This is a genomic window from Variovorax boronicumulans (assembly GCF_040544675.1).
Lineage (GTDB): Bacteria > Pseudomonadota > Gammaproteobacteria > Burkholderiales > Burkholderiaceae_C > Variovorax > Variovorax boronicumulans_D.
In genome coordinates, this window is the sequence record NZ_JBEPKK010000003.1 from 1 (window position 1) to 24,649 (window position 24,649).

At 64.8% G+C, this 24,649-nt stretch carries 20 protein-coding genes and 1 tRNA gene; 7 read left to right on the forward strand and 14 right to left on the reverse strand.

Annotated features, from left to right (window positions below; translation table 11 throughout):
* Positions 1-91: 91 nt before the first annotated feature.
* From ABIC90_RS05885 to ABIC90_RS05940, 12 genes are all read right to left on the reverse strand, one after another.
* A complete protein-coding gene (locus ABIC90_RS05885; protein WP_354353138.1) occupies positions 92-1,021 on the reverse strand; it encodes a DMT family transporter in 930 nt (309 codons plus the stop codon).
* Between the two features lie 36 nt (positions 1,022-1,057).
* Entirely contained in the window at positions 1,058-2,896 is a 1,839-nt protein-coding gene (typA, locus tag ABIC90_RS05890) for a translational GTPase TypA (protein ID WP_354353139.1), read from the reverse strand.
* Complete coding sequence (gene truB / locus ABIC90_RS05895; protein ID WP_354353140.1) at positions 2,893-3,861, reverse strand: tRNA pseudouridine(55) synthase TruB; 969 nt, start codon at positions 3,859-3,861, stop codon at positions 2,893-2,895. The genes typA and truB overlap by 4 nt, the downstream gene beginning before the upstream one ends.
* 2 nt (positions 3,862-3,863) lie before the next feature.
* Complete coding sequence (gene rbfA, locus ABIC90_RS05900) at positions 3,864-4,235, reverse strand: 30S ribosome-binding factor RbfA (RefSeq protein ID WP_354353141.1); 372 nt, start codon at positions 4,233-4,235, stop codon at positions 3,864-3,866.
* Between the two features lie 118 nt (positions 4,236-4,353).
* Positions 4,354-7,311: a translation initiation factor IF-2 gene (gene infB / locus ABIC90_RS05905; RefSeq protein WP_354353142.1), complete on the reverse strand. Its 2,958-nt coding sequence runs from the start codon at positions 7,309-7,311 to the stop codon at positions 4,354-4,356.
* Between the two features lie 24 nt (positions 7,312-7,335).
* Positions 7,336-8,829: a transcription termination factor NusA gene (gene nusA, locus ABIC90_RS05910; protein WP_354353143.1), complete on the reverse strand. Its 1,494-nt coding sequence runs from the start codon at positions 8,827-8,829 to the stop codon at positions 7,336-7,338.
* A gap of 16 nt (positions 8,830-8,845) precedes the next feature.
* Positions 8,846-9,484: a ribosome maturation factor RimP gene (rimP, locus tag ABIC90_RS05915; RefSeq protein WP_354353144.1), complete on the reverse strand. Its 639-nt coding sequence runs from the start codon at positions 9,482-9,484 to the stop codon at positions 8,846-8,848.
* Positions 9,485-9,683: 199 nt separating this feature from the next.
* Positions 9,684-10,889 (reverse strand): YbfB/YjiJ family MFS transporter, encoded by a 1,206-nt coding sequence (locus ABIC90_RS05920; protein WP_354353145.1) that lies wholly within the window; start codon positions 10,887-10,889, stop codon positions 9,684-9,686.
* A gap of 19 nt (positions 10,890-10,908) precedes the next feature.
* Entirely contained in the window at positions 10,909-12,546 is a 1,638-nt protein-coding gene (locus tag ABIC90_RS05925) for an ABC transporter ATP-binding protein (protein ID WP_354353146.1), read from the reverse strand.
* Positions 12,543-13,589 (reverse strand): ABC transporter permease, encoded by a 1,047-nt coding sequence (locus ABIC90_RS05930; RefSeq protein WP_354353147.1) that lies wholly within the window; start codon positions 13,587-13,589, stop codon positions 12,543-12,545. Before ABIC90_RS05930 ends, ABIC90_RS05925 begins: the two co-directional genes overlap by 4 nt.
* Entirely contained in the window at positions 13,582-14,616 is a 1,035-nt protein-coding gene (locus tag ABIC90_RS05935; RefSeq protein ID WP_354353148.1) for a microcin C ABC transporter permease YejB, read from the reverse strand. The genes ABIC90_RS05930 and ABIC90_RS05935 overlap by 8 nt, the downstream gene beginning before the upstream one ends.
* 18 nt (positions 14,617-14,634) lie before the next feature.
* Positions 14,635-16,434: an extracellular solute-binding protein gene (locus ABIC90_RS05940; RefSeq protein ID WP_354353149.1), complete on the reverse strand. Its 1,800-nt coding sequence runs from the start codon at positions 16,432-16,434 to the stop codon at positions 14,635-14,637.
* A gap of 37 nt (positions 16,435-16,471) precedes the next feature.
* Between ABIC90_RS05940 and fabI the strand changes: the two genes are divergently transcribed.
* Positions 16,472-17,254: an enoyl-ACP reductase FabI gene (gene fabI / locus ABIC90_RS05945; protein ID WP_354353150.1), complete on the forward strand. Its 783-nt coding sequence runs from the start codon at positions 16,472-16,474 to the stop codon at positions 17,252-17,254.
* A gap of 69 nt (positions 17,255-17,323) precedes the next feature.
* On the forward strand, positions 17,324-18,178 hold the full coding sequence (locus ABIC90_RS05950; RefSeq protein ID WP_354353151.1) for a DNA ligase: 855 nt from the start codon (positions 17,324-17,326) through the stop codon (positions 18,176-18,178).
* Between the two features lie 13 nt (positions 18,179-18,191).
* On the opposite strand, the gene ABIC90_RS05955 is transcribed toward ABIC90_RS05950, so the two are convergent.
* Positions 18,192-20,504: an arginine/lysine/ornithine decarboxylase gene (locus ABIC90_RS05955; RefSeq protein WP_354353152.1), complete on the reverse strand. Its 2,313-nt coding sequence runs from the start codon at positions 20,502-20,504 to the stop codon at positions 18,192-18,194.
* A 197-nt stretch (positions 20,505-20,701) separates the two neighbouring features.
* Here ABIC90_RS05955 and ABIC90_RS05960 point away from each other — a divergent pair, with 197 nt between their 5' ends.
* From ABIC90_RS05960 to ABIC90_RS05980, 5 genes are all read left to right on the forward strand, one after another.
* A complete protein-coding gene (locus tag ABIC90_RS05960; protein ID WP_354353153.1) occupies positions 20,702-21,127 on the forward strand; it encodes an NfeD family protein in 426 nt (141 codons plus the stop codon).
* Between the two features lie 38 nt (positions 21,128-21,165).
* Positions 21,166-22,095: an SPFH domain-containing protein gene (locus ABIC90_RS05965; RefSeq protein ID WP_042579791.1), complete on the forward strand. Its 930-nt coding sequence runs from the start codon at positions 21,166-21,168 to the stop codon at positions 22,093-22,095.
* A gap of 24 nt (positions 22,096-22,119) precedes the next feature.
* A tRNA-Ser gene (locus ABIC90_RS05970) sits at positions 22,120-22,210 on the forward strand.
* 197 nt (positions 22,211-22,407) lie between these two features.
* The gene (locus ABIC90_RS05975; RefSeq protein WP_354353154.1) at positions 22,408-22,764 is read left to right on the forward strand and encodes a hypothetical protein; all 357 of its coding nucleotides are present in this window, start codon (positions 22,408-22,410) and stop codon (positions 22,762-22,764) included.
* Between the two features lie 109 nt (positions 22,765-22,873).
* Entirely contained in the window at positions 22,874-23,263 is a 390-nt protein-coding gene (locus tag ABIC90_RS05980; protein ID WP_354353155.1) for a response regulator, read from the forward strand.
* A gap of 93 nt (positions 23,264-23,356) precedes the next feature.
* On the opposite strand, the gene ABIC90_RS05985 is transcribed toward ABIC90_RS05980, so the two are convergent.
* Positions 23,357-24,565, reverse strand: a complete 1,209-nt coding sequence (locus ABIC90_RS05985; RefSeq protein WP_354353156.1) for a branched-chain amino acid ABC transporter substrate-binding protein — start codon at positions 24,563-24,565, stop codon at positions 23,357-23,359.
* Between the last annotated feature and the right edge of the window lie 84 nt (positions 24,566-24,649).

Here is a 24,649-nt window from a genome sequence, read left to right on the forward strand (position 1 = left end):
AGAACTGCAAGCCGTTCACATGGACAGCAACGGCCAATTCGATCCTCGAAAAACTCACCCGCCTATGCGGGCGAATTAACGGGACAGGACACTAGTGCGCGCCCGGCAGTGCGTTGTCGACGACCGTGGCGCGGCGCCCGCGCAGCGCCAGCAGTTCGTTGAAACCCAGCGCGCCGATCACCAGCGCCCCGCCCGTCAGCACGCTCGCGGCGGGCTCTTCACCCGCGCCAAGCCAGGCCAACGCAATGCCGAAGATCACTTCGAGCAACGCCAGCAAGGCCACCTCGGGCGCCTTCAGCACCTGCGCGCACAGCACCGACAGCACGCAGGGAATCGCGAGCTGGAACACGCCGAGAAACGCCAGCAGGCCGAGATCGGGCGCACTCGCCTGAAACGGCAAGGCGAAAGGCAAGGTCAGCAAGGCGCTGAGCACCGCGCCGATGAGCACGGCGGGAACCAGGTCGATGTCATGCCCCTTGGCGTGCGCATGCTGCACGACGGTCCAGTTGGTGGCCCCGGCCAGCGGCACGCAGAGCGCCACCAACGTTCCCAGCAGCGAGCCGCCCGCGCCGCCGCCGCCGCCCTGCATCAGCTGCGTGCCGTACATCCAGCCGATCCCCAGGCCCGCCACGACGATGGCCGCCCAGGTGCGCGCAGGCAGGCGGTGACCGATGAAAATGCGCGCGGCCAGCGCGGTGAGCAGCGGCCCGAGCGCCATCGTGACCAGCACGCTGGCCGTCGAAGCCAGGGTGAGCGCCACCATGAACGCCGTGAACATCACAGCCCAGCAGACGCCCGAAATCCAGAGTTCGCGCCCGCCGCTGCGAAGTTGCGCGAACACGGCACGTCCCCGCCAAAGCGGCAAGATCACCAGCAGCGCCAGCATCGTGAAGAGGCTGCGCCAGAAGGTGATCTCGAAACTGTGCGCCTGTGCAAGGTGCCGTGTGACGACGCCCGCCGTGGCCCACATCAGGGTCACGACGACCATCAGCCAGACGGCGCCGCCGTGCGTCAGGCGCATGAGGGTGCGAAAAGCCGCTGAGCGTGAGAAAGGCTATCAGCCCATCGACGTGTCGCGGCCGGCGCGCTTGCGCTCGTGTTCCTTCAGGAAACGCTTGCGCAGGCGCACGCTCTTGGGCGTGATTTCGACCAGCTCGTCGTCCTCGATGAATTCCACGCCGTATTCGAGCGTGAGTTCGATCGGGGGCGTGATCTTGATCGCGTCTTCCTTGCCCGAGACACGGAAGTTGGTCAGCTGCTTGGTGCGCGTGGCGTTCACCACCAGGTCGTTGTCGCGGCTGTGGATGCCGACGATCATGCCTTCGTACACCGGGTCGTTGGCGCGCACGAACATGCGGCCGCGGTCGTCCAGCTTGCCCAGGGCGTAGGTGAAGATTTCACCGTCGTCCATGGAGATCAGCACGCCGTTCTTGCGGCTGCCGATGTCGCCCTTGTGCGGCTCGTAGCTGTCGAAGATGTTGCTGATGAGGCCCGAGCCGCGCGTCAGGTTCAGGAATTCGTTCGTGAAGCCGATCAGGCCACGCGCCGGAATGCGGTATTCCAGGCGCACGCGGCCGCGGCCATCCGGTTCCATGTTGACCAGTTCGCCCTTGCGCTCGCCCAGGGCCTGCATCACGCCGCCCTGGTGCTGGTCTTCGATGTCGGCGGTCACCAGCTCGATGGGTTCGTGCTTCTCGCCGTTGACGGTGCGGAACACCACGCGCGGCTTCGACACGGCCATTTCATAGCCTTCGCGGCGCATGTTTTCCAGAAGGATGGTCAGGTGCAGTTCGCCGCGGCCCATCACTTCGAAGATGCCTTCTTCGTCGGTCTCGTTCACGCGCAGCGCGACGTTGTGCTGCAGTTCCTTTTGCAGGCGGTCCCAGATCTGGCGGCTGGTGACGAATTTTCCTTCGCGGCCGGCCAGCGGGCTGGTGTTCACGCAGAAGTTCATGGTCAGGGTCGGTTCGTCGACCTTGAGCATCGGCAGCGGCGCCGGGTTGGTGGGGTCGGTCACGGTCACGCCGATACCGATGTCGGTGATGCCGTTGATCAGCACGATTTCGCCCGGGCCGGCTTCGTTGGTCTGCACGCGGTCCAGGCCCTGAAAGGTCAGCACCTGATTGACGCGGCCCTTGACGGCCTTGCCGTCCGGACCTTCCATGACCACCACGTCCATCATCGGACGCAGCGTGCCCTGGCTGATACGGCCCACGCCGATGCGGCCGACGAAGGTCGAGAAGTCGAGCGCGGAGATCTGCAGCTGCAGCGGCGCTTCAGGGTCGCCCTTTTGCGCCGGAACGTGCTTCAGGATGGTGTTGAACAGGGCCGACATGTCGGGACCCCACTGCTCGCCGGGAGCGCCTTCTTCGAGCGAAGACCAGCCGTTGATGCCCGAGGCGTAAACCACCGGGAAGTCGAGCTGTTCGTCGGTCGCGCCGAGCTTGTCGAACAGGTCGAAGGCGGCGTTGACCACCTTGTCGGGGTTCGCGCCGGGCTTGTCGACCTTGTTCACGACCAGGATCGGCTTCAGGCCCAGGGCCAGCGCCTTCTTGGTCACGAAGCGCGTCTGCGGCATCGGGCCTTCCTGCGCGTCGATCAGCAGCACCACGCCGTCGACCATCGACAGCGCGCGTTCCACTTCACCGCCGAAGTCCGCGTGGCCCGGGGTGTCGACGATGTTGATGTGCGTGCCTTCCCAGGTCACGGCGCAGTTCTTGGCCAGGATCGTGATGCCACGTTCCTTTTCGATGGCGTTGTTGTCCATCACCGTGTCGACCACCTTCTCGTGGTCGGCGAAGGTGCCGGACTGGCGCAGCAGCTGGTCAACCATGGTGGTCTTGCCATGGTCCACGTGGGCAATGATGGCGATATTGCGGATTTGCTTGGTACTCATGGTGTCGCTTCGGTCTGTTGTGCGTTCAAAAGAATTTGCTGAATTTCGATGGGGTTCAGCAAGCGCCCCGGGATCAGTTCGTTGGCGGCGATGTGCGCCGTCCCCAAAAAGGCGGGCGGCGTGTCGCCGAACACCGCCACGTGGTCGGCATCGGGCCAGGCGCCACGGCGGCGCAGGCCGGACAGAAAGCGCCCCGCATCTTCGCTGCCGAGCGTGACGCCCGTATGGCCCTCGACCAGGGATTCGGCAGGCAACAACTGCGCCAGCCGCTCTTCCTCGCCCATGGCTTCGAGCGCCTCGAGCGTGATGCACTGCGCCACGCCGAAACCGCCGGTGGCCGTTCGGCGCAGCGATGTGAGGTGCGCGCCGCAGCCCAGCGCCTCGCCGATGTCTTCGCCCAGCGTGCGGATGTAGGTGCCCTTGCTCACGGAAGCCACGATGCGGATGGCGTTGCCCGCCGATTCGGAAGCGGCCTGCGTGATCTTCAATGCATGGATCACCACGTCGCGCGGCGCGCGTTCGATCTCGATGCCTTCGCGGGCGTATTCGTAGAGCGCCTTGCCGTCCTTCTTGAGGGCGCTGTGCATCGGCGGAACCTGGCGGATCGGGCCGGTGAACTGCGCCTCGGCGCGGGCAAGGTCGTCAGCGGTGACGTGCACCGGGCGCTCGGCAATCACCTCACCCTCGGCGTCGCCGGTCGAGGTCTTGATGCCCAGGCGTGCCGTGGCTTCGTAGGTCTTGTCGGCGTCGAGGTGCAACTGGCTGAACTTGGTGGCCGCGCCGAAGCACAGCGGCAAGACGCCGGTGGCCAGTGGATCGAGCGTGCCGGTATGGCCCGCTTTTTCGGCACGCAGCAACCACTTGGCCTTTTGCAGGGCCTGGTTGCTGGAAAGTCCCAGCGGTTTGTCGAGCAACAACACCCCATGCACAGGGCGCCGCTGCACCCTTGTGCGTGGCGCATTCATCGCTAGTCGTCTTTCGAACGCGAAGCGACGGCCTGCGCGATCAGCGCATTCATGTCGGCCGCACGCTCGGTGGTGCGGTCGAACAGGAAGTGCAGCGTCGGCACGGTGTGGATGTGGAGGCGCTTGAACAGGCCGTTGCGCAGGAACCCTGCAGCCTGGTTGAGCGCTGCGGTGGTCTCTTCAACGTCGCCCGTGAGCATGCTGAAGTAGATCTTCGCGTGCGCATAGTCGGGCGTGACCTCGACCGCCTGGACCGTGACCATGCCCACGCGCGGGTCCTTCAACTCGCGCGCGATCAGTTCCGTCAGATCACGCTGGATCTGATCGGCGACCTTGAACGCGCGGTTGGGAGTGGCAGCTTTTCTTTTGGGCATTTGATCAATCACTAGCGTCGCGAGATCGGGCTCAGTGCAAGGCGCGCCGTCGCAGACAGTACTTCAAGTACGGCAAGACGGCTGCAACGCGGCAATGAGCTCGATATCGCGGCGCGCGTTACAACGTACGCGCGATCTCCTTGATTTCGAAGAATTCGAGCTGATCGCCTTCTTTGATGTCGTTGTAGTTCTTGAGCTTGATACCGCACTCAAAACCTTCGCGGACTTCGCGGACATCGTCCTTCATGCGCTTGATCGAGTCGACTTCGCCGGTGTAGATCACCACGTTGTCGCGCAGCAGGCGGAAATGCGCGCTGCGGTTGACCGAGCCCGAAGTGACGTACGAACCTGCGACCGTACCGATCTTCGAAGCCACGAACACCGTGCGGATCTCGGCCGAGCCGATGATCTCTTCGCGGCGCTCCGGTGCCAGCATGCCCGACATCGCAATCTTGATCTCGTCCACGGCGTCGTAAATGATGCTGTAGTAGTTCAGTTGCACGCCGTTGTTCTCGGCCAGCTTGCGCGCACCGGAATCGGCACGCACGTTGAAACCGATCACGATGGCCTTGGAGGCGATGGCGAGGTTGATGTCGCTTTCGCTGATGCCGCCGACGCCGGCGTACACCATCTGGACCTTGACTTCCTCGGTCGCCAGCTTGAGCAGCGACTGGGCCAGTGCTTCCTGCGAGCCTTGCACGTCGGCCTTGATGATGATCCGCAGCGTCTGCACTTCGCCGGCCGAGAGGTCGGTGAACATGTTCTGCAGGTTCGCGGCCTGGGCCTTCGCCAGCTTCGTGTTGCGGAACTTGCCGGCACGGTAGGTGGCGATTTCGCGCGCACGGCGCTCGTCGGCCATCACCATGAACTCGTCGCCCGCTTGCGGCACTTCGGTCAGGCCCTGGATCTCGACCGGAATCGAAGGACCCGCGGTCTTGATGGTCTTGCCGTTCTCGTCCAGCATGGCGCGCACGCGGCCATAGGTCGAACCGGCAAGCACCACGTCGCCCGCCTTCAGCGTGCCCGACTGGATCAGCACCGTCGCGACCGGGCCGCGGCCCTTGTCGAGTTGCGCTTCGATGACCAGGCCCTTGGCAGCGGCATCCACCGGCGCCTTGAGTTCCAGCACTTCGGCCTGCAGCAGCACCTGCTCGAGCAGGTCGTCGATGCCCTCGCCCGTCTTGGCCGACACCCGCACGAACGGCACATCGCCGCCGTACTCTTCGGGCACGACCTCTTCGGCCACCAGTTCCTGCTTCACGCGGTCCAGGTTGGCGTCGGGCTTGTCCACCTTGTTGATCGCAACCACGATCGGCACACCCGCCGCCTTCGCGTGCTTGATGGCTTCCTTGGTCTGGGGCATGACGCCGTCGTCGGCCGCCACCACCAGAATCACGATGTCGGTAGCCTGCGCACCGCGGGCACGCATGGCGGTGAACGCCTCGTGACCCGGGGTGTCGAGGAACGACACCATGCCGCGTTCGGTTTCGACGTGGTAGGCACCGATGTGCTGCGTGATGCCGCCGGCTTCGCCCGCTGCAACCTTGGCGCGGCGGATGTAGTCCAGCAGCGAGGTCTTGCCGTGGTCGACGTGACCCATGACGGTCACGACCGGGGCGCGCGGCAGAAGCTCTGCGGTTTGCGCCGACACGTCCTCGTCGGTGAAGGCTTCCGGATCGTCCAGCGCGGCAACCACCGCGTTGTGACCCATTTCCTCCACCAGGATCATCGCGGTGTCCTGGTCCAGCGACTGGTTGATGGTCGCCATCTGGCCCAGCTTCATCAGATGCTTGATGACTTCGCCGGCCTTGACGGCCATCTTGTGCGCGAGCTCGGCCACCGTGATGGTTTCCGGCACGTGCACTTCCAGGATGCGTGCCTCGACCGGTGCGGCCGGTGCGTGGTCTTCATGACCCCCGCGGTCGTTGCCACGGCGGCCGCGCGGGCCTCCGCGCCAGTTGCCGCGACCGACACCGCCGCTGGCATCGCCGCGGGTCTTGATTTCCTTCTTCTTGGCAGGATCGCCAGCCCAGCTCGACGAGAGCTTGGCCGACTTGACTTCCTTGCCGGCACCGGCGGCGCCAGGGGCTGCAGCAGCACCCGGAGCGGCGGGCGCGCCTGGACGTGCCGCCGGCGTGGCCGGCTTGTGCAACGTGCCCTTGACCGCGGCCTTTTCGGGCTGCGGCTTCTCGGGCGCCTTGTGCGGCACCAGCACGCGGGCCGGTGCGTTCATCATGGCGCGGATGGCTTCGGCTTCGGCGAGGGCCTTGCGGCGACGCTCGTCCAGGTCCTTGGCGCGGGCGGCTTCCTCGTCGGCACGGGCCTTCGATTCGGCGGCGGCCTTGGCCTTCGCGTCTTCCTTGGCCTGGGCGGCGGCGGTCTGGGCGGCCAGCTTGGTGTCGGCGGCCAGCTGCTCGGCGGCGGCTGCGGCGACAACCGCGGCATTTGCCTCGACCGGCTTGGCGGCTTCCTTGGCAGGCGTTGCGGCGGCTGCGGCAGCGGCCTTCTTTTCGGCGGCGGCGCGTGCGGCTTCCTGCTCGGCCTGTTCCGCGCGCTCGGCCTTTTCGGCCTGCTCGCGTTCGCGGGCTTCGGTTTCTTCACGCAGGCGGCGCTTTTCGACCAGCTCTTCTTCCTGGCGGCGGATCAGCTCGGCCTGGCGACGTGCCTCTTCCTCGCGACGGGCCAGTTCGGCTTCGTCGATGTGAGGCACGGCTGGCGCGGCTGCCCGTGCTTCGGCGACCTGCGGGGCGTGTTCGGGCGTTGCCGGGTGGCCTTCATCGCGCTGGATGAAGGTGCGCTTCTTGCGCACCTCGACCTGGATGGTGCGGGCGCGGCCGGTGGCGTCGGCCTGCTTGATCTCGCTGGTCGACTTCTTGGTCAGCGTGATCTTCTTGCGCTCCGGCTCGACAGTGCCGTGGCTGGCCTTGAGGTGGCCGAGCAGGCGCTGCTTGTCAGCCTCGGTGAGCGCATCGGTGACGGCCGCTTTGGGCACGCCTGCGCTCTTGAGCTGGTCAAGCAAGGTTTCGGGAGTCTTCTTGAGCTCGTTCGCGAACTCGGCGACAGTGGTACTGGACATATTGGTTTCGTGCCTCCATGACCGTCACTCTTGGCCGGCGAACCAATGTTCGCGGGCTTTCAAGATCAGGGCTTTGGCGTCATCGGCGCTGTGGCCGGTGATCTCGGTGAGTTCATCGACCGCGAGGTCGGCGAGGTCGTCACGGGTGTTCACACCCGCTTCGGCCAGTTTGGGAATCAGCTCGGGGTCCAGGCCTTCGAGGTCGCGCAGGTTCTGCGATACCTCCGACTGGGTCTCTACGCCTTCTTCCTTGGCGATTTCCATGGTGAGCAGTGCATCCTTGGCACGCGTGCGCAGCTCGTTGATGGTGTCTTCGTCGAAGGCTTCGATTTCCAGCATTTCGGAAATCGGCACATAGGCGACTTCTTCGAGGCTGTTGAAACCTTCGGCGATCAGGATGTCGGCGATTTCCTCGTCCACATCGAGCTTTTCCATGAAAAGCTTGCGGCTGGCATCGGTTTCGACGGCCTGCTTCTGCGCGGACTCGTTGGCGTCCATGATGTTGATCTTCCAGCCGGTGAGGTCGGAAGCCAGGCGCACGTTCTGGCCGCCGCGGCCGATGGCGATAGCGAGGTTTTCCTCGTCGACCACCACGTCCATGGCGTGCTTTTCTTCGTCCACCACGATCGAGGACACGTTGGCCGGGGCCAGGGCGCCAATCACGAACTGGGCCGGGTCTTCGCTCCACAGCACGATGTCGACGCGCTCGCCGGCGAGTTCGTTCGTGACGGCATTGACACGGGTGCCACGCACGCCGACGCAGGTGCCGATCGGGTCGACGCGCTTGTCGTGCGAGAGCACGGCGATCTTGGCGCGCGAACCCGGGTCACGGGCGCAGCTCTTGATTTCGAGCAGGCCTTGTTCGATCTCGGGCACTTCCTGGCGGAACAGCTCGATCATGAATTCGGGCGCCGAGCGCGACAGGATGATCGGCGCGCCGCGCAGCGTCAGGTCGACCTCCATGATCATGGCCCGCACGCGGTCGCCGTTGCGCAGGTTTTCCTTGGCGATCATTTCGCTGCGGCGCAGGCGCCCTTCGACACGACCGGCCTCGACGATGATGTCGCCCTTGTCCAGCCGCTTGACGGTGCCCACGAAGATCTTGTCGCCGCGCGACATGAAGTCGTTGAGCAGCATCTCGCGCTCGGCGTCGCGGATCTTCTGCAGGATGACCTGCTTGGCGGCCATGGCGCCGATGCGGCCGATAGGCACCGAGTCCACCGCTTCTTCGATGTACTCGCCGACCTCGATGTCCGACATTTCTTCCTTGGCTTCGAACAGGAGGATTTCCTGGTCGGGCAATTGCAGGCCGGCCTCATCCGGAACGACGTGCCAGCGGCGGAAGGTTTCGTAGTCGCCGCTGTCGCGATCGACCGCGACACGGATGTCCACATCGCCCTGATGGAGCTTCTTGGTGGCTTGCGCCAGTGCGGATTCGACCGCGCCGAAGACAACGTCGCGCTCGACGTTCTTCTCGCGCGAGATCGCATCCACCAACATCAACATTTCGCGATTCATGCCACCACTCCTCTGGTCAGTCCGGAACGTTCGTTCCGTCGTCAATATCCGAAAAACCCGGTTGGGTTTTGGCCTTTCGGCCCTTGAAATCCACAATCGGCGCGAGCCGCGCATCGCGCAGCTCGTCCAGCACAAAGCCCAGCGCCCGCAACGGTGCAGGCGCGCGCTTCTTGCTCACTTTTTGACCCGGCTTGGGTTCGGGCGCATCGCTCCAGACGATTTGCCATCCCCGGGCACCGTCGGCGCCCTCGACACGCTCCAGCGTGCCGCGAAACTTCTTGCGCGTGGCCGACACCTGGCCCGCCGCCGCGGCACCCATGGGCGCCTTGAGCGTGAGGTCGATCACATGGCCTGCAAAACGCTCGAAATCCTGCTCGTTGCGCAGCGGCCTGTCGATACCGGGCGAGGACACCTCGAGCCGCTTGTATTCGACGTTTTCAACCTCCAGCGCGAACTGCAACTGGCGCGTGACCTTCTCGCAGTCCTCGACCGTCACGAAGGGCTCCGGCACGCCGGCAGCCACAGCTTCGGAGGTGGGGGCCGTCCAGGGCAAATCAATCGTCACGCGCAGCAATCCCCCGGCCGAACGCTCGGTTTCGACCAGGTCGTAACCGAGACCGGCCACGGTTTGTTCAACTACTTGCTGCAATGCCACGTGTTCGAAAGTGCCTTTATTAATTACCGAATTCGCTGAATTCGCCTCATCCCGACAGCCGGGGCCAAAGAATCCCCGGTGGCGAATTGAACGATCAAGAATGCATAGACCAAAAAAAACGGGCGGTTGGTACCCGCCCGTTTGGTCGTGAGCCTCGAATTATATGCTATTCGTGTGATAAATGAAGGGCCATTGGGGCTCAGGCGGCCTTCAAAGCGCGAGATTTCGACCAGACCACCGCAAACAGCAGCGCGCCGAGCGCCAACGCCACCGCCGCAACCAGCAGCGGAAGCTGAAACGAGCCGGTGCGCTGGGCCAGCGGCGCCGCAAACAGCGGCCCGATGATCTGCCCCACCCCGTACGACGCCGTGGCGTAGCCGATCAACCCGGCCGCCGAGTTGCCGCGCAGCCGACGCGCCTCCCGCATCGCGAAAAGCGTGATGGCGGTAAAGGGCATGCCCAGCAGCAGACTGCCGAATGCAAAGCCCACGACCGTGGGCCACGCTACCGACAGCAACACGCCGAGCGCCTGCAGCGCATAGGCGGCCGCCAGCAACAAGCGGTTGTCCCAATGGGCCGGGGCGCGGGCGCCGATCAGCGCGCCCGGAATGATCGCCGCACCGAACAGCGGCCAGAAGAAGTCGGGCCAGGACGACCCCGGCAGCGCATGGCGTGCAATCACCGGCAAGAAGGTCGCCGTGATGATGTAGCCGAAGCCCGCAAGCCCATAAAGCGCAACCAGCCAGATCGCGTCGCTGCGAGCGGCCCCCGAAGCTCCGCCAGCGGCACTGGCCGCGACAGGTGCGCCAGCGGCAGCGCCGGCCACTGTTGCCGCCTCGCCATCGTCGAAAACCCGCCAGATGACAGCGATGAGCACCACCGCCAACAGCCCCAGGCCGATCCACCCTGCTTCCGATCCCCAGCGCCCGAGCGCACCACCCAGCAGCCCGGTCATCGCGATGCCGATACCAGGGCCCGTGTAGATCACACCGGCCAGCATCGGAGCGTTCGTTTCAGCCAGCCGCCGCATCCCCCAACCCGATGCGAACACGAAGACCCAGGCACTCATCACCCCGGCAGCCGCGCGCAGGATGCCCCAGCCCGTGAAGCTGTGGAACAAGCCCATCCCGATCAGCAAGGCCGCCGTGGCGATCAGTCCGCCGCGCACCATGCTCGACGCCTTGATGCCGATGGCCGCGCAGCTCACGGCGCCGAAAAAGTAGCCCAGGTAGTTGAGCGACGCCAGCACCCCGCCTCCGGCGAGCTCCAGCTTCCCCTCGCCCAGCATGATGGGCAGCATGGGCGTGAAGGCGAAGCGCCCGAGGCCCATGGCCACCGCCAGCGTGACCATGCAGGCCAGCGCCGCGCGCCAGGCCCCGCGGCGGCCCTGTCCGTATCCCGACATCTCTTGTTCTTTCTTCGTTCTATTCCAGCAGCGCGGCGGCCACCAGTTTCTGTGTGTAGGGGTGCTCGGGCGCATCCAGCACGCGCTCGACCGGCCCGGCTTCCAGGATGGCGCCGTCCTTCATCACGATGACCTGGTGCGCCATGGCGCGGATCACCTCGACGTCGTGCGTGATCAGCAGGTAGCTCAGTCCGCGCTCCCGCTGCAGCCGCTGCAGCAGGCCCAGCACCTGCTTCTGAATAGTGACGTCCAGCGCGCTGGTGGGCTCGTCGAGCACCAGCAGTTGCGGATCGACGATCAGCGCCCTGGCAATCGCCAGCCGCTGGCGTTGCCCGCCCGAGAACTCGTGCGGATAGCGGTCGAGCAGCGCGGGAAACTGGGCCTCCGTCAAACCCACGTCGGCCAGCGCCGTGAGCGCACGGGCACGGCGGGCCTGGGCATCGAGTTGGGGCGCATGAACCCGCAGCCCCTCCCCCACGATCTGCTCGACCGTCATGCGCGGCGAGAGCGAGGAGAACGGGTCCTGAAACACGACCTGCATCGTGCGCCGAAGCGCCAGGTCCGATGCACGGTCGACCGCCCAGCCCTTGCCGCCCACCTTCAGCACCCCTTGGTGCTTCAGCAGCCCGAGCGCCGCCAGCGCCAGCGTCGACTTGCCCGACCCCGACTCGCCGACCACACCCAGCGTTTCTCCCGGCAGGATGCGGAAATCGGCGCCCTGCACAGCGACGAACTCGCCCCTGCGGAACCAGCCGGCGAATCCGGGTCTTACGACCGGATAGCCGACGCGCAAGGCATCGGCCTGGAGCACCGGCGCCGCATCCGGGCGAACGGCCACCGGGGCCACATCGCGCGTCGGATGGCTGTCGATGAGCTTGCGGGTGTAGGCATGCTGCGGCGCGTCGAACACGGCGGCCACGGCGCCCTGCTCGACGATGTGGCCGCTTTCCATCACTGCCACGCGGTCGGCGAAACGGCGAACCAGGTTCAGGTCGTGGGTGATCAGCAGCACCGCCATGCCGTACTTGCGTTGCAGTTCGGCCAGCAGTTCGAGGATCTGCGCGCGCACGGTCACGTCGAGCGCCGTGGTCGGTTCGTCGGCCAGCAGCAGGCGCGGCTTGCAGGCCAGCGCCATCGCGATCATGGCGCGCTGGCGTTGGCCGCCGGACAGTTGGTGCGGGAACGACCTGGCCCGCCGCGCCGGCTCGGGAATGCCGGTGTCGGCGAGCAACTGGACGGCCGCCGCCTGCGCTTCTTTGGCAGACAGGCCCTCGTGCAGCTCGAGCACCTCGGCGATCTGGTCGCCCACGGTGTAGAGCGCGTTGAGCGCCGTCATCGGCTCCTGGAAGATCATCGCGATCTCCTTGCCGCGGATCCCGCGCAACTCGCGCTCCGGGATGGCCAGCAGGTCGCGCGCGTTCTGCGACGCCCCGTCAGCGCCGAGGAATTTCGCGGCGCCGGTCAACTCGGCGTTCTGCACCAGCCGAAGCAGCGAGAGCGCCGTGACGGTCTTGCCCGAGCCCGACTCGCCCACCAGCGCCAGTTTTTCGCCGGCAGCAATCTGGAAGTCGATGCCGTGCACCACCTCCTTGCCGCTGAAAGAGACGCGCAGGCCTTTCACGTCGACCAAGGGAGTGTTCGTTGCCGCGGCGTTCACTTGTCGGCCTTCCGCGGATCGAGCGCATCGCGCAGCGCGTCGCCCATGAAGGTCAGGAGCATCAGCGTGACGACCAGCACGGCGAAGGTTGAGAGCGAAATCCACCAGGCATCGATGTTGGCCTTGCCCTGGCTCAGCAGTTCGCCCAGCGACGGCGTGCCGGGCGGCACGCCCAGCCCCAGGAAATCGAGCGAGGTGAGCGCAAGGATCGCGGCGCTCATGCGGAACGGCAGAAAGGTGACGACCGGCACCATGCTGTTGGGCAGGATGTGGCGCCACATGATCTGCATGTTGCTCACGCCGAGGGCGCGCGCGGCGCGCACGTAGTCCATCTGGCGGTTGCGCAGGAATTCGGCGCGCACGTAGTCCGAGAGCGACATCCAGCCGAACATGCTCAACAGAATGAGCAGCAACGAGACACTGGGCGTGAAGATCGCGCTGAAGATGATCAGCAGGTAGAGCTCCGGCATGGAACTCCAGATTTCGATGAAACGCTGGAACGTCAGGTCGGTCTTGCCGCCGAAGAACCCCTGCACCGCACCGGTGACGATGCCGAGCAGCACCCCGATGGCGGTGAGCGCCAGCGCGAACAGCACGCTGACGCGGAACCCGTAGATCAACTGCGCCAGCAGGTCGCGCCCCCTGTCGTCGGAGCCCAGGAAGTTCTCGCTCGACGGCGCGGCCGGATTGGGTTGCGTTGCAAAGTAGTTGAGGGTGCGCGGACCGTAGCGATTGGGCGCATAGACCGCCCAGTTGGCGCCTGCGGTGATGCGATCACGGATGAAGGGGTCCAGGTAATCGGCCGGCGTTTCGAAATCGCCGCCGAAGGTCTTCTCGGAGTAGTCGCGCAGCACCGGGAAATAGGTCTGTCCTTCGTAGCGCACGACCAGCGGCTTGTCGGTGGAAATCACCTCCGCAAAGAGACTCAGCACCACGAGCGTCGAAAAGACGACAAGGCTCCAGAAGCCCAGCGGATTGCGGCGAAAGCGCCGCCAGGCGCGAAGGCGCGGGCTGACCGAGGTGACGACGGGCGCGCTAGTCAAACTTCACCCTCGGATCGACCCAGACATAGCAAAGGTCGGAGATCAGCTTGGTCACCAGCCCGATCAGCGTGAAAAGGTACAGCGTGCCCAGCACCACCGGATAGTCGCGGCGGATCACGCTTTCATAGCTCAGCAAGCCCAGGCCGTCGAGCGTGAACAGCGTTTCGATCAGCAGCGCCCCGGTGAAGAAAGCGCCGATGAACGCGGCCGGAAAGCCCGTGATGATCGGAATCAGCGCGTTGCGAAAGACATGCTTCCAGAGCACTTGCCGTTCGGTGAGCCCCTTGGCCCGGGCCGTCAGCACGTACTGCTTGCGGATTTCCTCGAGAAAGGAGTTCTTGGTCAGCATGGCCGTGACAGCAAAGCTGCCGAGCACCATCGCCGAAACCGGCAAGGCGATGTGCCACAGGTAGTCGACGATGCGGGCGCCCCAACTCAGGGTCTCCCAGTTGGGCGAGGTCAGCCCCCGAAGCGGAAACCATTGCAGCGTTCCCCCGAAGACCACCAGCAGCGCCACGCCGAGCACGAAGCCCGGAATGGCATAGCCGATGAGCACGATGAGCGTGGTGACGAAGTCGAAGCGCGAACCCGCCCGCACAGCCTTGGCCACACCCAGGGGAACCGCGATGAGGTAGCTGATGAAGAAGGTCCAGAGGCCCAGGCTGATGGAGACAGGCAGTTTCTCCTTGACCAGGTCCCATACGGCCTTGCGCTGATAGAAGCTGGTGCCCAGATCGAAGCGCGCAAACGACTTCAGCATGGTCCAGAAGCGCTCATGCGCAGGTTTGTCGAAACCATAGAGCACCTTGATTTCTTCGATGCGCTGCGGATCCAGCCCCTGGCGGCCGCGGTACCCGGCGCCGCTGGCAGCCGCGCCCTCCCCGCCCGAGTCCCTGCCTTGGAGCTGGGAAACCAGCTGCTCCACCGGTCCGCCCGGCACGAACTGAATCACGGCAAAGGTGACGATCAGCACGCCGAGCAGCGTGGGGATCATCAGCAGCAGGCGCTTGAGGATGTAGCTCGCCATGGGTATTCGTGCCTGACTCTACTTGTTGGAAGGCGAAGCCCACCAGGTCGACAACGCCCAATCGTCGGCCTGGTAGTACGGCGGAATCGTCGCAGGCAGCACAAAGCCGCGCGGACGGTATCCGATCAGGAATGAATTGCTGTAGTACTGCGGGATCGAGTAGTAGCCGTTCGATAGCACGCGGTCGAGCGTGCGCATCGCGGTGGCGAGTTCCTCACGCGTGGTGGCCGTTGCCACCTTGCCCAAGATGGCGTCGACGGCCGGGTCGGCCACGCCCCATGAGTTGGCCGAGCCCGGGGTTTCCGCCGCCTTGGAACCGAAGAACTCGAAGAGCTCGCCCCCCGGAGCGTTGCTGCCGGGCAGGCGTCGCGAAGTCATCTCGAAGTCGAAGTTGTCCATGCGCTGCTGCGCCAGCGAGAAGTCGACCGTCCGGAAGGTCATCTCGATTCCCAGCTTGCGCAGCGCAGCCTGGAACGGCGTTGCCACCCGGATCAGCGACGGCTGGTCGTTGAGGAACTCGATGGTGAACGCTTCGCCTTTCGCATTGCGCAGGGCGCCGTCCTTGTAGTTCCAGCCGGCCTCGGACAGAAGCGCGCGCGCCTGGCGCAGGTTTTCGCGCAGGCTGTGGGGCGGCACGGTGCTCGACGGCACGGGCGCCGGGCCGAAAACTTCCGGCCGGAGCTTGCCCCGAAGCGGCGCCATGAGTGCCAGCTCGTCTGGCTTAGGCAAGCCTTCGGCGTGAAACTCGCTGTTGGGAAAGTAACCTTGCACCCGCGTGTAGATGCCGTAGAAAAGCTGGCGATTGAGCCACTCGAAATCGACCGCGAGGCCGATCGCCTGGCGCACGCGAACGTCCTTGAACTTCTCCTTGCGCGCATTGAAGACGTAGCCCTGGAAGTCCCCGGGGTTGTTGTTCTTGAACTCGCGCTTGAGGATCTCGCCGCTGTCGAACTGCTTGCCCTTGTACTGCCGCGCCCAGTTGCGCGACGTGAATTCGCGCATGAAGTCGAACTCACCGGCCTTGAGTCCCTCGAACCTCGAGGTTTCGTCAAGGTACACCTTGTAGGTGACGCGGTCGAAGTTGAACTGGCCCTTGCGCACCGCGAGGTCTACACCCCAGTAGTCCGGGTTGCGCACGTAGGTGATGTCGCGGCCCAGCCGGTCGCTGACCGGCCGGTAAGGCCCGGAGGCGATCGGCACCTCGGTCGTGATCTGGTCGAAAGGCTTGCCCGCCCCCCACTTGCGGCTGAACACGGCCATGCCGCCGACCACCAGCGGCAACTCCCGGTTCGGGTTGGCGAAGTCGAAGCGAACGGTCCTCTCGTTCAAGGCGCTTGCACCTTTGACTTCGGCGTAGATGGTGCGATACACCGGCGAAGCAAGCTTGCTCGTCAGGGTCTTGAACGAATGCACGACGTCGGCGGCAAGCACCGGCGATCCGTCGTTGAAGCGCGCCTTGGGGTTGATGCGGAAGGTGGCGGAAAGCCGGTCAGGCGCGACTTCCACATCGTCGGCCAGCAGGCCGTACACGGTGGTCGGCTCTTCCATGTTGCCGATGAGCAGGCTCTCGAACATCAGCGGGCCCAGCCCCGAGGGCGCCGTGCCCTTGAGCGTGAAAGGGTTGAACTTGTCGAAGTTGGTCGGGCGGGTCGGCGGCACCATGCGGATCTCGCCGCCCTTCGGTGCCTGCGGGTTCACATAGTCGAAGTGCGTGAACCCGGCCGGATACTTGATATCCCCAAACTGCGCGTAGGCATGGGCAGCCCACGAAGGAGCCGCCGAGAGCGCCAACACCATCCAAAGCAGCCAACCTCGCATGCGAGAATTCTGCCCAAGATTTTCACGAGGCAACGTCATGGGCTTTCTTTCCGGCAAAAAACTGTTGATCACCGGCGTGTTGAGCAATCGCTCGATCGCTTACGGCATTGCCAAGGCGTGCCACGAACAAGGCGCGGAGCTCGCCTTCGGGTATGTCGGCGAGCGATTCAAGGACCGTATCACCGAATTCGCCGCGGATTTCGGCTCCAAGCTGATTTTTGATTGCGACGTGGGCGACGACGCGCAGATCGAGAAGCTCTTCACCGACCTCGCGCAGACCTGGCCCAAGTTCGACGGCTTCGTGCACAGCATCGGCTTCGCCACGCGCGAATCCATCGCAGGCGACTTCCTCGAAGGCCTGTCGCGCGAAGGCTTCCGGATCGCGCACGACATCAGCGCCTACAGCTTCCCGGCCATGGCCAAGGCGGCCCTGCCCTACCTCAACGACAAGTCGGCGCTGCTGACCCTGACCTACCTGGGCGCCGAGCGCGCGCTGCCCAACTACAACACCATGGGCCTGGCCAAGGCCTCGCTCGAAGCCTCGGTGCGCTACACCGCCGCCTCGCTCGGCCCCAAGGGCATGCGGGTCAACGGCATCAGCGCCGGCCCGATCAAGACGCTGGCCGCGAGCGGTATCAAGGGCTTCGGCAAGATGCTGGCCGCCGTGGCCGACGCCTCGCCGCTTGGCCGCAATGTGACGATCGAGGAAGTGGGCAACGTGGCCGCCTTCCTGCTGAGCGACCTGGCCAGCGGCGTCACGGCCGAGATCACCTACGTGGACGGCGGCTTCAGCAACGTCGTCGGGGGCATGGCAGAGTAATTTCTCAACCGGGGCGCGCGTGCATGCGCTCCCCGGGTTTGCGCATATCGCGACCTGTTTCACGGCATCGTGCTGAATCGACGCTCCCTTCTGCTCGCGGGCCTGGGCCTGACCCTGGGGCGCGCCACGTTCGCGCGCAACGCGGCGCCCTCGCTGATGCTGGCCGAGGTCTACCGCCCCGGCATGTCGCTGGACGACTACTGGGTCAGTGAAAAATACGACGGCCTGCGCGGCTACTGGGACGGCAAGCAACTCTGGACGCGCGGCGGCGAGCCCGTGGCGGCGCCGGCCTGGTTCACGGCCTCGCTGCCCAGGCAGCCGCTCGACGGCGAGTTGTGGGCCGGCCGTGGCCGGTTTGCGCATGCCATGTCCACCGTGCGCAGCCAGACGCCCAACGATGCGGCCTGGCGCGAAATGCGCTTCATGGTGTTCGACCTGCCGGCTCAGCCCGGCGACTTCACGACGCGCCTTGCGGCCCTGCGAAAGCTGCTGCCGATCACCGATGCACCGTGGGTCGTCGCCGTGCCGCAGGAGCGCGCCACCACGCACGCCGAACTGCAGGCCCTGCTCGACAAGACGATGAAGATGGGCGGCGAAGGCCTGATGCTGCACCGCGGCAGCTCGCCTTATCGCAGCGAGCGCAACAACGACTTGCTCAAGGTCAAGCCCTACGACGACGCCGAAGCTCGCGTGGTCGGCCATGTGACCGGCAAGGGCCGCAACAGTGCGCGGCTCGGCGCGCTGATTGTCGAAACGCCCGAAGGCAAGCGGTTCAGGCTCGGCAGCGGATTGACCGATGCCGACCGCGAGAACCCGCCGGCCATCGGCACTTGGGTCACGTACCGCTTCAACGGCACCCACCCGAGCGGGCTGCCCCGGTTCGCGCGCTTCATGCGGGTGCGCGGCGACGCCCCGCACTCCTGAACGACCGATCCGGTCAGGCCGGCTTGCGAACGCAGTCTGCGTAGTAGCGCTTCTTGCCGGTCGTCTCGTCGATGCGCGCCACCAGCCCGTGGATGTCGGTCTCGAAACCCGGGCACTGCGAATTGAACTCGCGCGAGAACCGGAGGTAATCGACGATCTTCTTGTTGAACACTTCGCCCGGAATCAGGAGCGGGATGCCCGGCGGGTACGGCGTGATCAGGCTGGTGGTGATGCGGCCTTCGAGCTCGTCGATCTCCACGCGCTCGGTCTTCCGGTGCGCGATGTGGGCAAAGGCGTCGCTGGGCTTCATGGCCGGCGTGAGGTCGCTCAGGTACATCTCGGTCGTGAGGCGCGCCACGTCGTAACGCGCATACAGCTGGTGGATGTGCTGGCACAGGTCGCGCAGGCCCAGGCGCTCGTAGCCGGGGTGCTGCTGGCAGAACTCCGGCAGGATGCGCCACATCGGCTGGTTGCGCGCGTAGTCGTCCTTGAACTGCTGCAGCGCCGTCAGCAGCGTGTTCCAGCGGCCCTTGGTGATGCCGATGGTGAACATGATGAAGAAGCTGTAGAGACCCGTCTTCTCCACGATCACGCCGTGCTCGGCGAGGAACTTGGTCACCACGCTGGCCGGGATGCCAGTTTCGGCGAAGTTGCCTTCGAGGTCGAGGCCGGGCGTCACGATGGTCGACTTGATCGGGTCGAGCATGTTGAAGCCGTCGGCCAGGTCGCCGAACCCGTGCCAGTTGCGCGGCGACTTCTTGCTCTTGGCGCGCTTGGAAGGCTGGGCGTCCTTCTCGCCCGTCATGATCCAGTCGTCGGCGCGGCCGATGCCCTCTTCGACGAGCTTCTCGGGACCCCAGACCTTGAACCACCACTCGTCCTTGCCGAACTCTTCCTCGACCTTGCGCATGGCGCGGCGGAAGTCGAGCGCCTCGAGGATGCTTTCTTCCACCAGCGCGGTGCCGCCGGGCGGCTCCATCATGGCGGCGGCCACGTCGCAGCTCGCGATGATCGCGTACTGCGGGCTCGTGGACGAGTGCATCAGGTAGGCCTCATTGAAGAGGTCGCGGTCGAGCGCGCGATTCTGCGAATCCTGCACCAGCACGTGGCTGGCCTGGCTGATGCCGGCCAACAGCTTGTGGGTGGACTGAGTGGCGAACACCAGCGATTCCTTCGGGCGCACGCGGCGCTTGCCCATGGCGTGGTAGGCGCCATAGAACGGATGGAAGGCCGCATGCGGCAGCCACGCTTCGTCGAAGTGGAGCGTGTCGACGTAGCCGTCGAGCATGTTCTTGATGGTCTCGGTGTTGTAGATCACGCCGTCGTAGGTCGACTGCGTGAGCGTCATCACGCGCGGCTTGACCTTGTCGGGGTCCACGTCGGCCAGCAGCGGGTTGGCCTTGATCTTGGCCTTGATGGCGCTCTGCTCGAACTCACTCTTGGGAATGGGGCCGATGATGCCGAAGTGGTTGCGCGTGGGCTTCATGAACACCGGAATGGCACCGGTCATGATGATCGCGTGCAGGATCGACTTGTGGCAGTTGCGGTCGACCACCACCACGTCGTCGGGCGCGACCGTGTGGTGCCACACCATCTTGTTGCTGGTGCTGGTGCCGTTGGTGACGAAGAAGCAATGGTCGGCGTTGAAGATGCGCGCGGCGTTGCGCTCGCTGGCCGCCACCGGGCCGGTGTGGTCGAGCAATTGGCCCAGTTCTTCCACCGCATTGCAGACGTCGGCGCGCAGCATGTTCTCGCCGAAGAACTGGTGGAACATCCGGCCCACCGGGCTCTTGAGGAACGCCACGCCGCCCGAGTGGCCCGGGCAGTGCCAGGAGTAAGAGCCGTCTTCCGCATAGTCGATCAGCGCCCTGAAGAACGGCGGCTGCACGCCTTCCAGATAGCTCTTGGCCTCGCGGATGATGTGGCGCGCCACGAACTCCGGCGTGTCCTCGAACATGTGGATGAAACCGTGCAGCTCGCGCAGGATGTCGTTGGGAATGTGGCGCGCGGTCTTGGTCTCGCCGTAGATGTAGATCGGCACGTCCGCGTTCTTGCGCCGCACTTCGCCGATGAAGGTGCGCAGGTTCAGCACGGCCGGGTCGAGGTCGGGGCCGACCGTGAATTCCTCGTCGTCGATCGACAGGATGAAGGCGCTGGCGCGGCTTTGCTGCTGCGCGAACTGGCTCAGGTCGCCGTAGCTCGTGACGCCCAGCACCTCGAAGCCCTCGCTTTCAAAGGCCTGCGCGAGCGCGCGAATGCCGAGGCCCGAGGTGTTTTCGGAGCGGAAGTCCTCGTCGATGATGACGATGGGGAAACGAAATTTCATGAGCGGGGCTCCGGACAGGCAATGAGGCGCGAAGTGTACGGAATTCAGATGAAGAATTCGGTCAGCCCGGCGCAAGACTTCCGGGCGATGCGGACAAGCAGCGCCCGGATGAAGACAGTACCCCTACATGAGGCAAGCGCTTGGGGCCGTATGCATCAGAATGGCGCACATCCAACAAGCAAAAAAGAGGAGTTGTCATGGCGAATTCCACCATCTGGTGGCTGATAGCGGGCGCCGTCATCGTGGCCGAGCTGGTCTCGGGCACGGTCTACCTGCTGCTGCTGGCTGCCGGCTTCGCGGCGGCAGCGATCGCGGCGCACCTGGGCTTCGGCATGGTGACCCAGCTGCTCGTGGCGGCCGTCATCGGCGTGGGCGCGGTGCTGGTCTGGCATTCGATCCAGCGCAAGCGCCCCGCCGAACCTCCTACCGAAGCCAATCGCGACGTGAACCTCGACATCGGCGAAAGCGTGTATGTCGACAACTGGAACCCGGACGGCACCGCCACCGTGCGCTATCGCGGCGCCCAGTGGACCGTGGTGCAGCGCGCGGGCCATGCGCCCTCGACCGGCGAGCACCGCGTGGTCGAACTGATCGGCAGCCGCCTGGTCGTCGACAAGATCTAGTCAGTCAGAACTCAAGAGCTTAGAAAAGGAAGAGCACCATGGAATTCTCGGTCCCCCTCATCATCCTGGTCATTGCGATCATCTTCATCAGCCAGTCGGTCAAATTCGTGCCGCAGCAGAACGCCTGGGTGCGCGAGCGCCTGGGCAAGTACCACGGCACCATGACGCCCGGCCCCAACTTCCTGATCCCGTTCATCGACCGGGTGGCCTACAAGCACAGCCTGAAGGAAATCCCGCTCGACGTGCCCAGCCAGATCTGCATCACGCGCGACAACACGCAGCTGCAGGTCGACGGCATCCTGTACTTCCAGGTGACCGATCCGATGCGTGCGAGCTACGGCTCGTCCAACTACATCGTGGCCGTGACGCAGCTCGCGCAAACATCGCTGCGCAGCGTGATCGGCAAGCTCGAGCTCGACAAGACCTTCGAGGAACGTGACGTCATCAACGCCCAGGTGGTGGCCGCCATCGACGAGGCTGCGCTCAACTGGGGCGTGAAGGTGCTGCGCTACGAAATCAAGGACCTGACGCCGCCGAAGGAAATTCTGCTGGCCATGCAGGCGCAGATCACCGCCGAGCGCGGCAAGCGCGCGCTGATCGCGGCTTCGGAAGGCCGTCGCCAGGAACAGATCAACATCGCCACCGGCGAGCGCGAGGCCTTCATTGCCCGCTCCGAAGGTGAAAAGCAGGCCCAGATCAACAACGCCCAGGGCGAGGCCGCCGCCATCACCGCGGTGGCCACCGCGACCGCAGACGCCATCGAACGCGTGGCGGCCGCCATCCAGCAGCCCGGCGGTGAACAGGCCGTGCAGCTCAAGGTGGCCGAGCGCGCCGTCGACGCCTACGGCAAGGTCGCGGCAGACTCCAAGACCACGCTGATCGTGCCAAGCAACATGAGCGAGACCGCGGCGCTCATCGCCTCGGCGATGCGCATGGTCCAGGCCGGCAAGCCGTCGAATCCGAGCTGAGCGACTGCTATAATCGAGAGCTTCGGAGCGGTGGATGAGCGGTTTAAGTCGCACGCCTGGAAAGCGTGTGAGGGTTAATAGCCCTCCGCGGGTTCGAATCCCGCCTGCTCCGCCAGAGATGGATTGTTCGTAATCGTTCGCGAACATGCAGTGAATCAAGAAGCCCAGGTCGCCACAAGCACTTGGGCTTTTTTGTCGTCTGTTATGTCGTATGACACGTTGCTTAGCAACAACCGGGGTCATGAACGCAAGTATCTTGTCTGGCGTTACGATCCAAAGGTTTTACTTTTCACGCCCGCATAAGGAGCCTTGATGGCTGCACAACCCCACACCTCGCCGCGCGGCAAGACCTCCCTCGACAAGACACTTCAAAAGAGCGAAGAAGTCGCCGCCGACGTGCAACGGGCGTCGGACAACCTGGCGGTCGTGAGCACCGTGCTCGAACAAGAACTGCCCGAAGAGGTCCAGGTCGGCGAAGTGGCGCAAGCCATCGAGCACACGAGCCAGCTCGAGGAGAAGCTGGCCAAGTCGGCCGAGAAGCTGGCCGAGGTGAATGCGGCGCTGAGCGAAGAAATCGAGAAGCGTCGCGAGGCGACGGCCGAGCGCAACGAAAGCCAGGCGCTTGCCGAGAAGCTCAAGACCAGGCTCCGTTCGGAGAGCACCGACTGAGCGTTCCAAGCGACGCCTCGCGACAACGGCCTCCGGTCCGTATCCTTTCTCCTACGCTCAGGCGACGTTCGGCACGCTACGCTATTGGTTCTCACATCGAAACCACGGCATGGCCCTCATCACGTTCCTCGTCGAGGACAACAAGACCATCAGGGATAACCTGGTCCCCGCACTCGAGGACCTGGTCAACGGCCACGTGGTCGGCTTCGCCGAAACCGAGTCGGAAGCGCTCGCGTGGCTCGAGGCCCACCCCGACGACTGGCAGCTCCTCATCGTCGACCTGTTCCTCAAGGAAGGCTCCGGCCTCGGCGTGCTGTCCGGATGCGGGGCGCGCAAGGCAGGCCAGCGCGTCGTGGTGCTGAGCAACTACGTGACCGCAGACATCCGCGCCCGCTGCAAGACGCTGGGTGCCGACGCCGTGTTCGACAAGTCGCGCGATCTCGATGCCTTCATCGATTACTGCAACACCGACCGCCCCTCGGGCCTGGTCCCGCTCTGAATCTCGCGCAACGACAGGCATGAAAAAAGGGCCCGAAGGCCCTTTTGCTTTGAAAGGCAGCCGTCGTGCGGCTGCCAACCAACAACGCAACGATCAGCGCACCACGGCGATCTGCGTGCGGACGCCGCCCTTGTACGTGTACAAGGTCAGCGCGCCGTTCTTGATGTCGCCCTTTTCGTCGAAGGCGATCGGGCCGGTCACGCCCTTGTATTCCAGCTTGCCGATTTCAGGCAGGTACTTTTCCGGCTCCGAAGAACCGGCCTTGACCATGGCTTCGGCCAGCACGTTGACCGCGTCGTAGACGTACGGTGCATAGATCTGCACGTCGACGCCGTTCTTGGCCTTGAACTTGGCCTTGAAGTCTTCCAGCGGCTGCTTGAAGTCGCCGTCGACACCGCCGGCTTCGGCGCAAACCACCATGTCTTCGCCGATGGCATCGCCAGCCAGCTTCGGCAGTTCGCCGGTGCACAGGCCATCGCCGCCCATGAACTTGACGTTCAGGCCGAGCTGCTTGACCTGCTTGAGCATCGGGCCGCCAACAGCGTCCATGCCGCCGAAGAACAGAACGTCGGGCTTCGCGGCCTTCAGCTTGGTCAGGATGGCGTTGAAGTCGGTCGACTTGTCGGTGGTGAATTCGTGGCCCACGATGGTGCCGCCGGCGGCCTTGGCGGCCTTCTCGAATTCTTCGGCAACGCCTTGGCCGTAAGCCGTGCGGTCGTCGATCACGGCAATGTTCTTGCCCTTGAGCGTGTCGACGGCGTACTTGCCCAGCGTGCCACCCAGTTGCGTGTCGTCGGCCACCACGCGGAATGTGGTCTTGAAGCCTTGGCGCGTGTACTTGGGGTTGGTTGCCGACGGCGAGACCTGCGGAATGCCGGCGTCGCTGTAGAGCTTGGAAGCGGGAATGGTGGTGCCCGAGTTCAGGTGGCCGACCACGCCGTTGACCTTTTCGTCGACCAGCTTCTGGGCAACGGCCGTGCCTTGCTTCGGATCGCCTGCGTCGTCTTCAGCCACCAGCTCGAACTTGGCAACCTTGTCGCCGATCTTCAGGCCCTTGGCATTCAGGTCTTCGATGGCCATCTTGGCGCCGAACTCGTTGTCCTTGCCCAGGTGGGCGATGGGACCGCTGGTCGGGCCGACGTGACCGATCTTGACGACCAGCGCGTCGGCGGGAGGTGCTGCGGGTGCGGGGGCGGCTGCCGTGGGCGCCGGCGTTGCCGCGGGTGCGGCAGCTTCTTCTTTCTTGCCGCAAGCCACCAGCGTGAGTGCAGCCAGTGCGACCGCAGTCCATTTCAATTGCATGGGAAACCTCCAGAACTTGGATGAAAACAATAAAAAACCGGTCGTGTGATCCGGGCGCGCAAACCTCGCAAGTTTCGCGCCGCG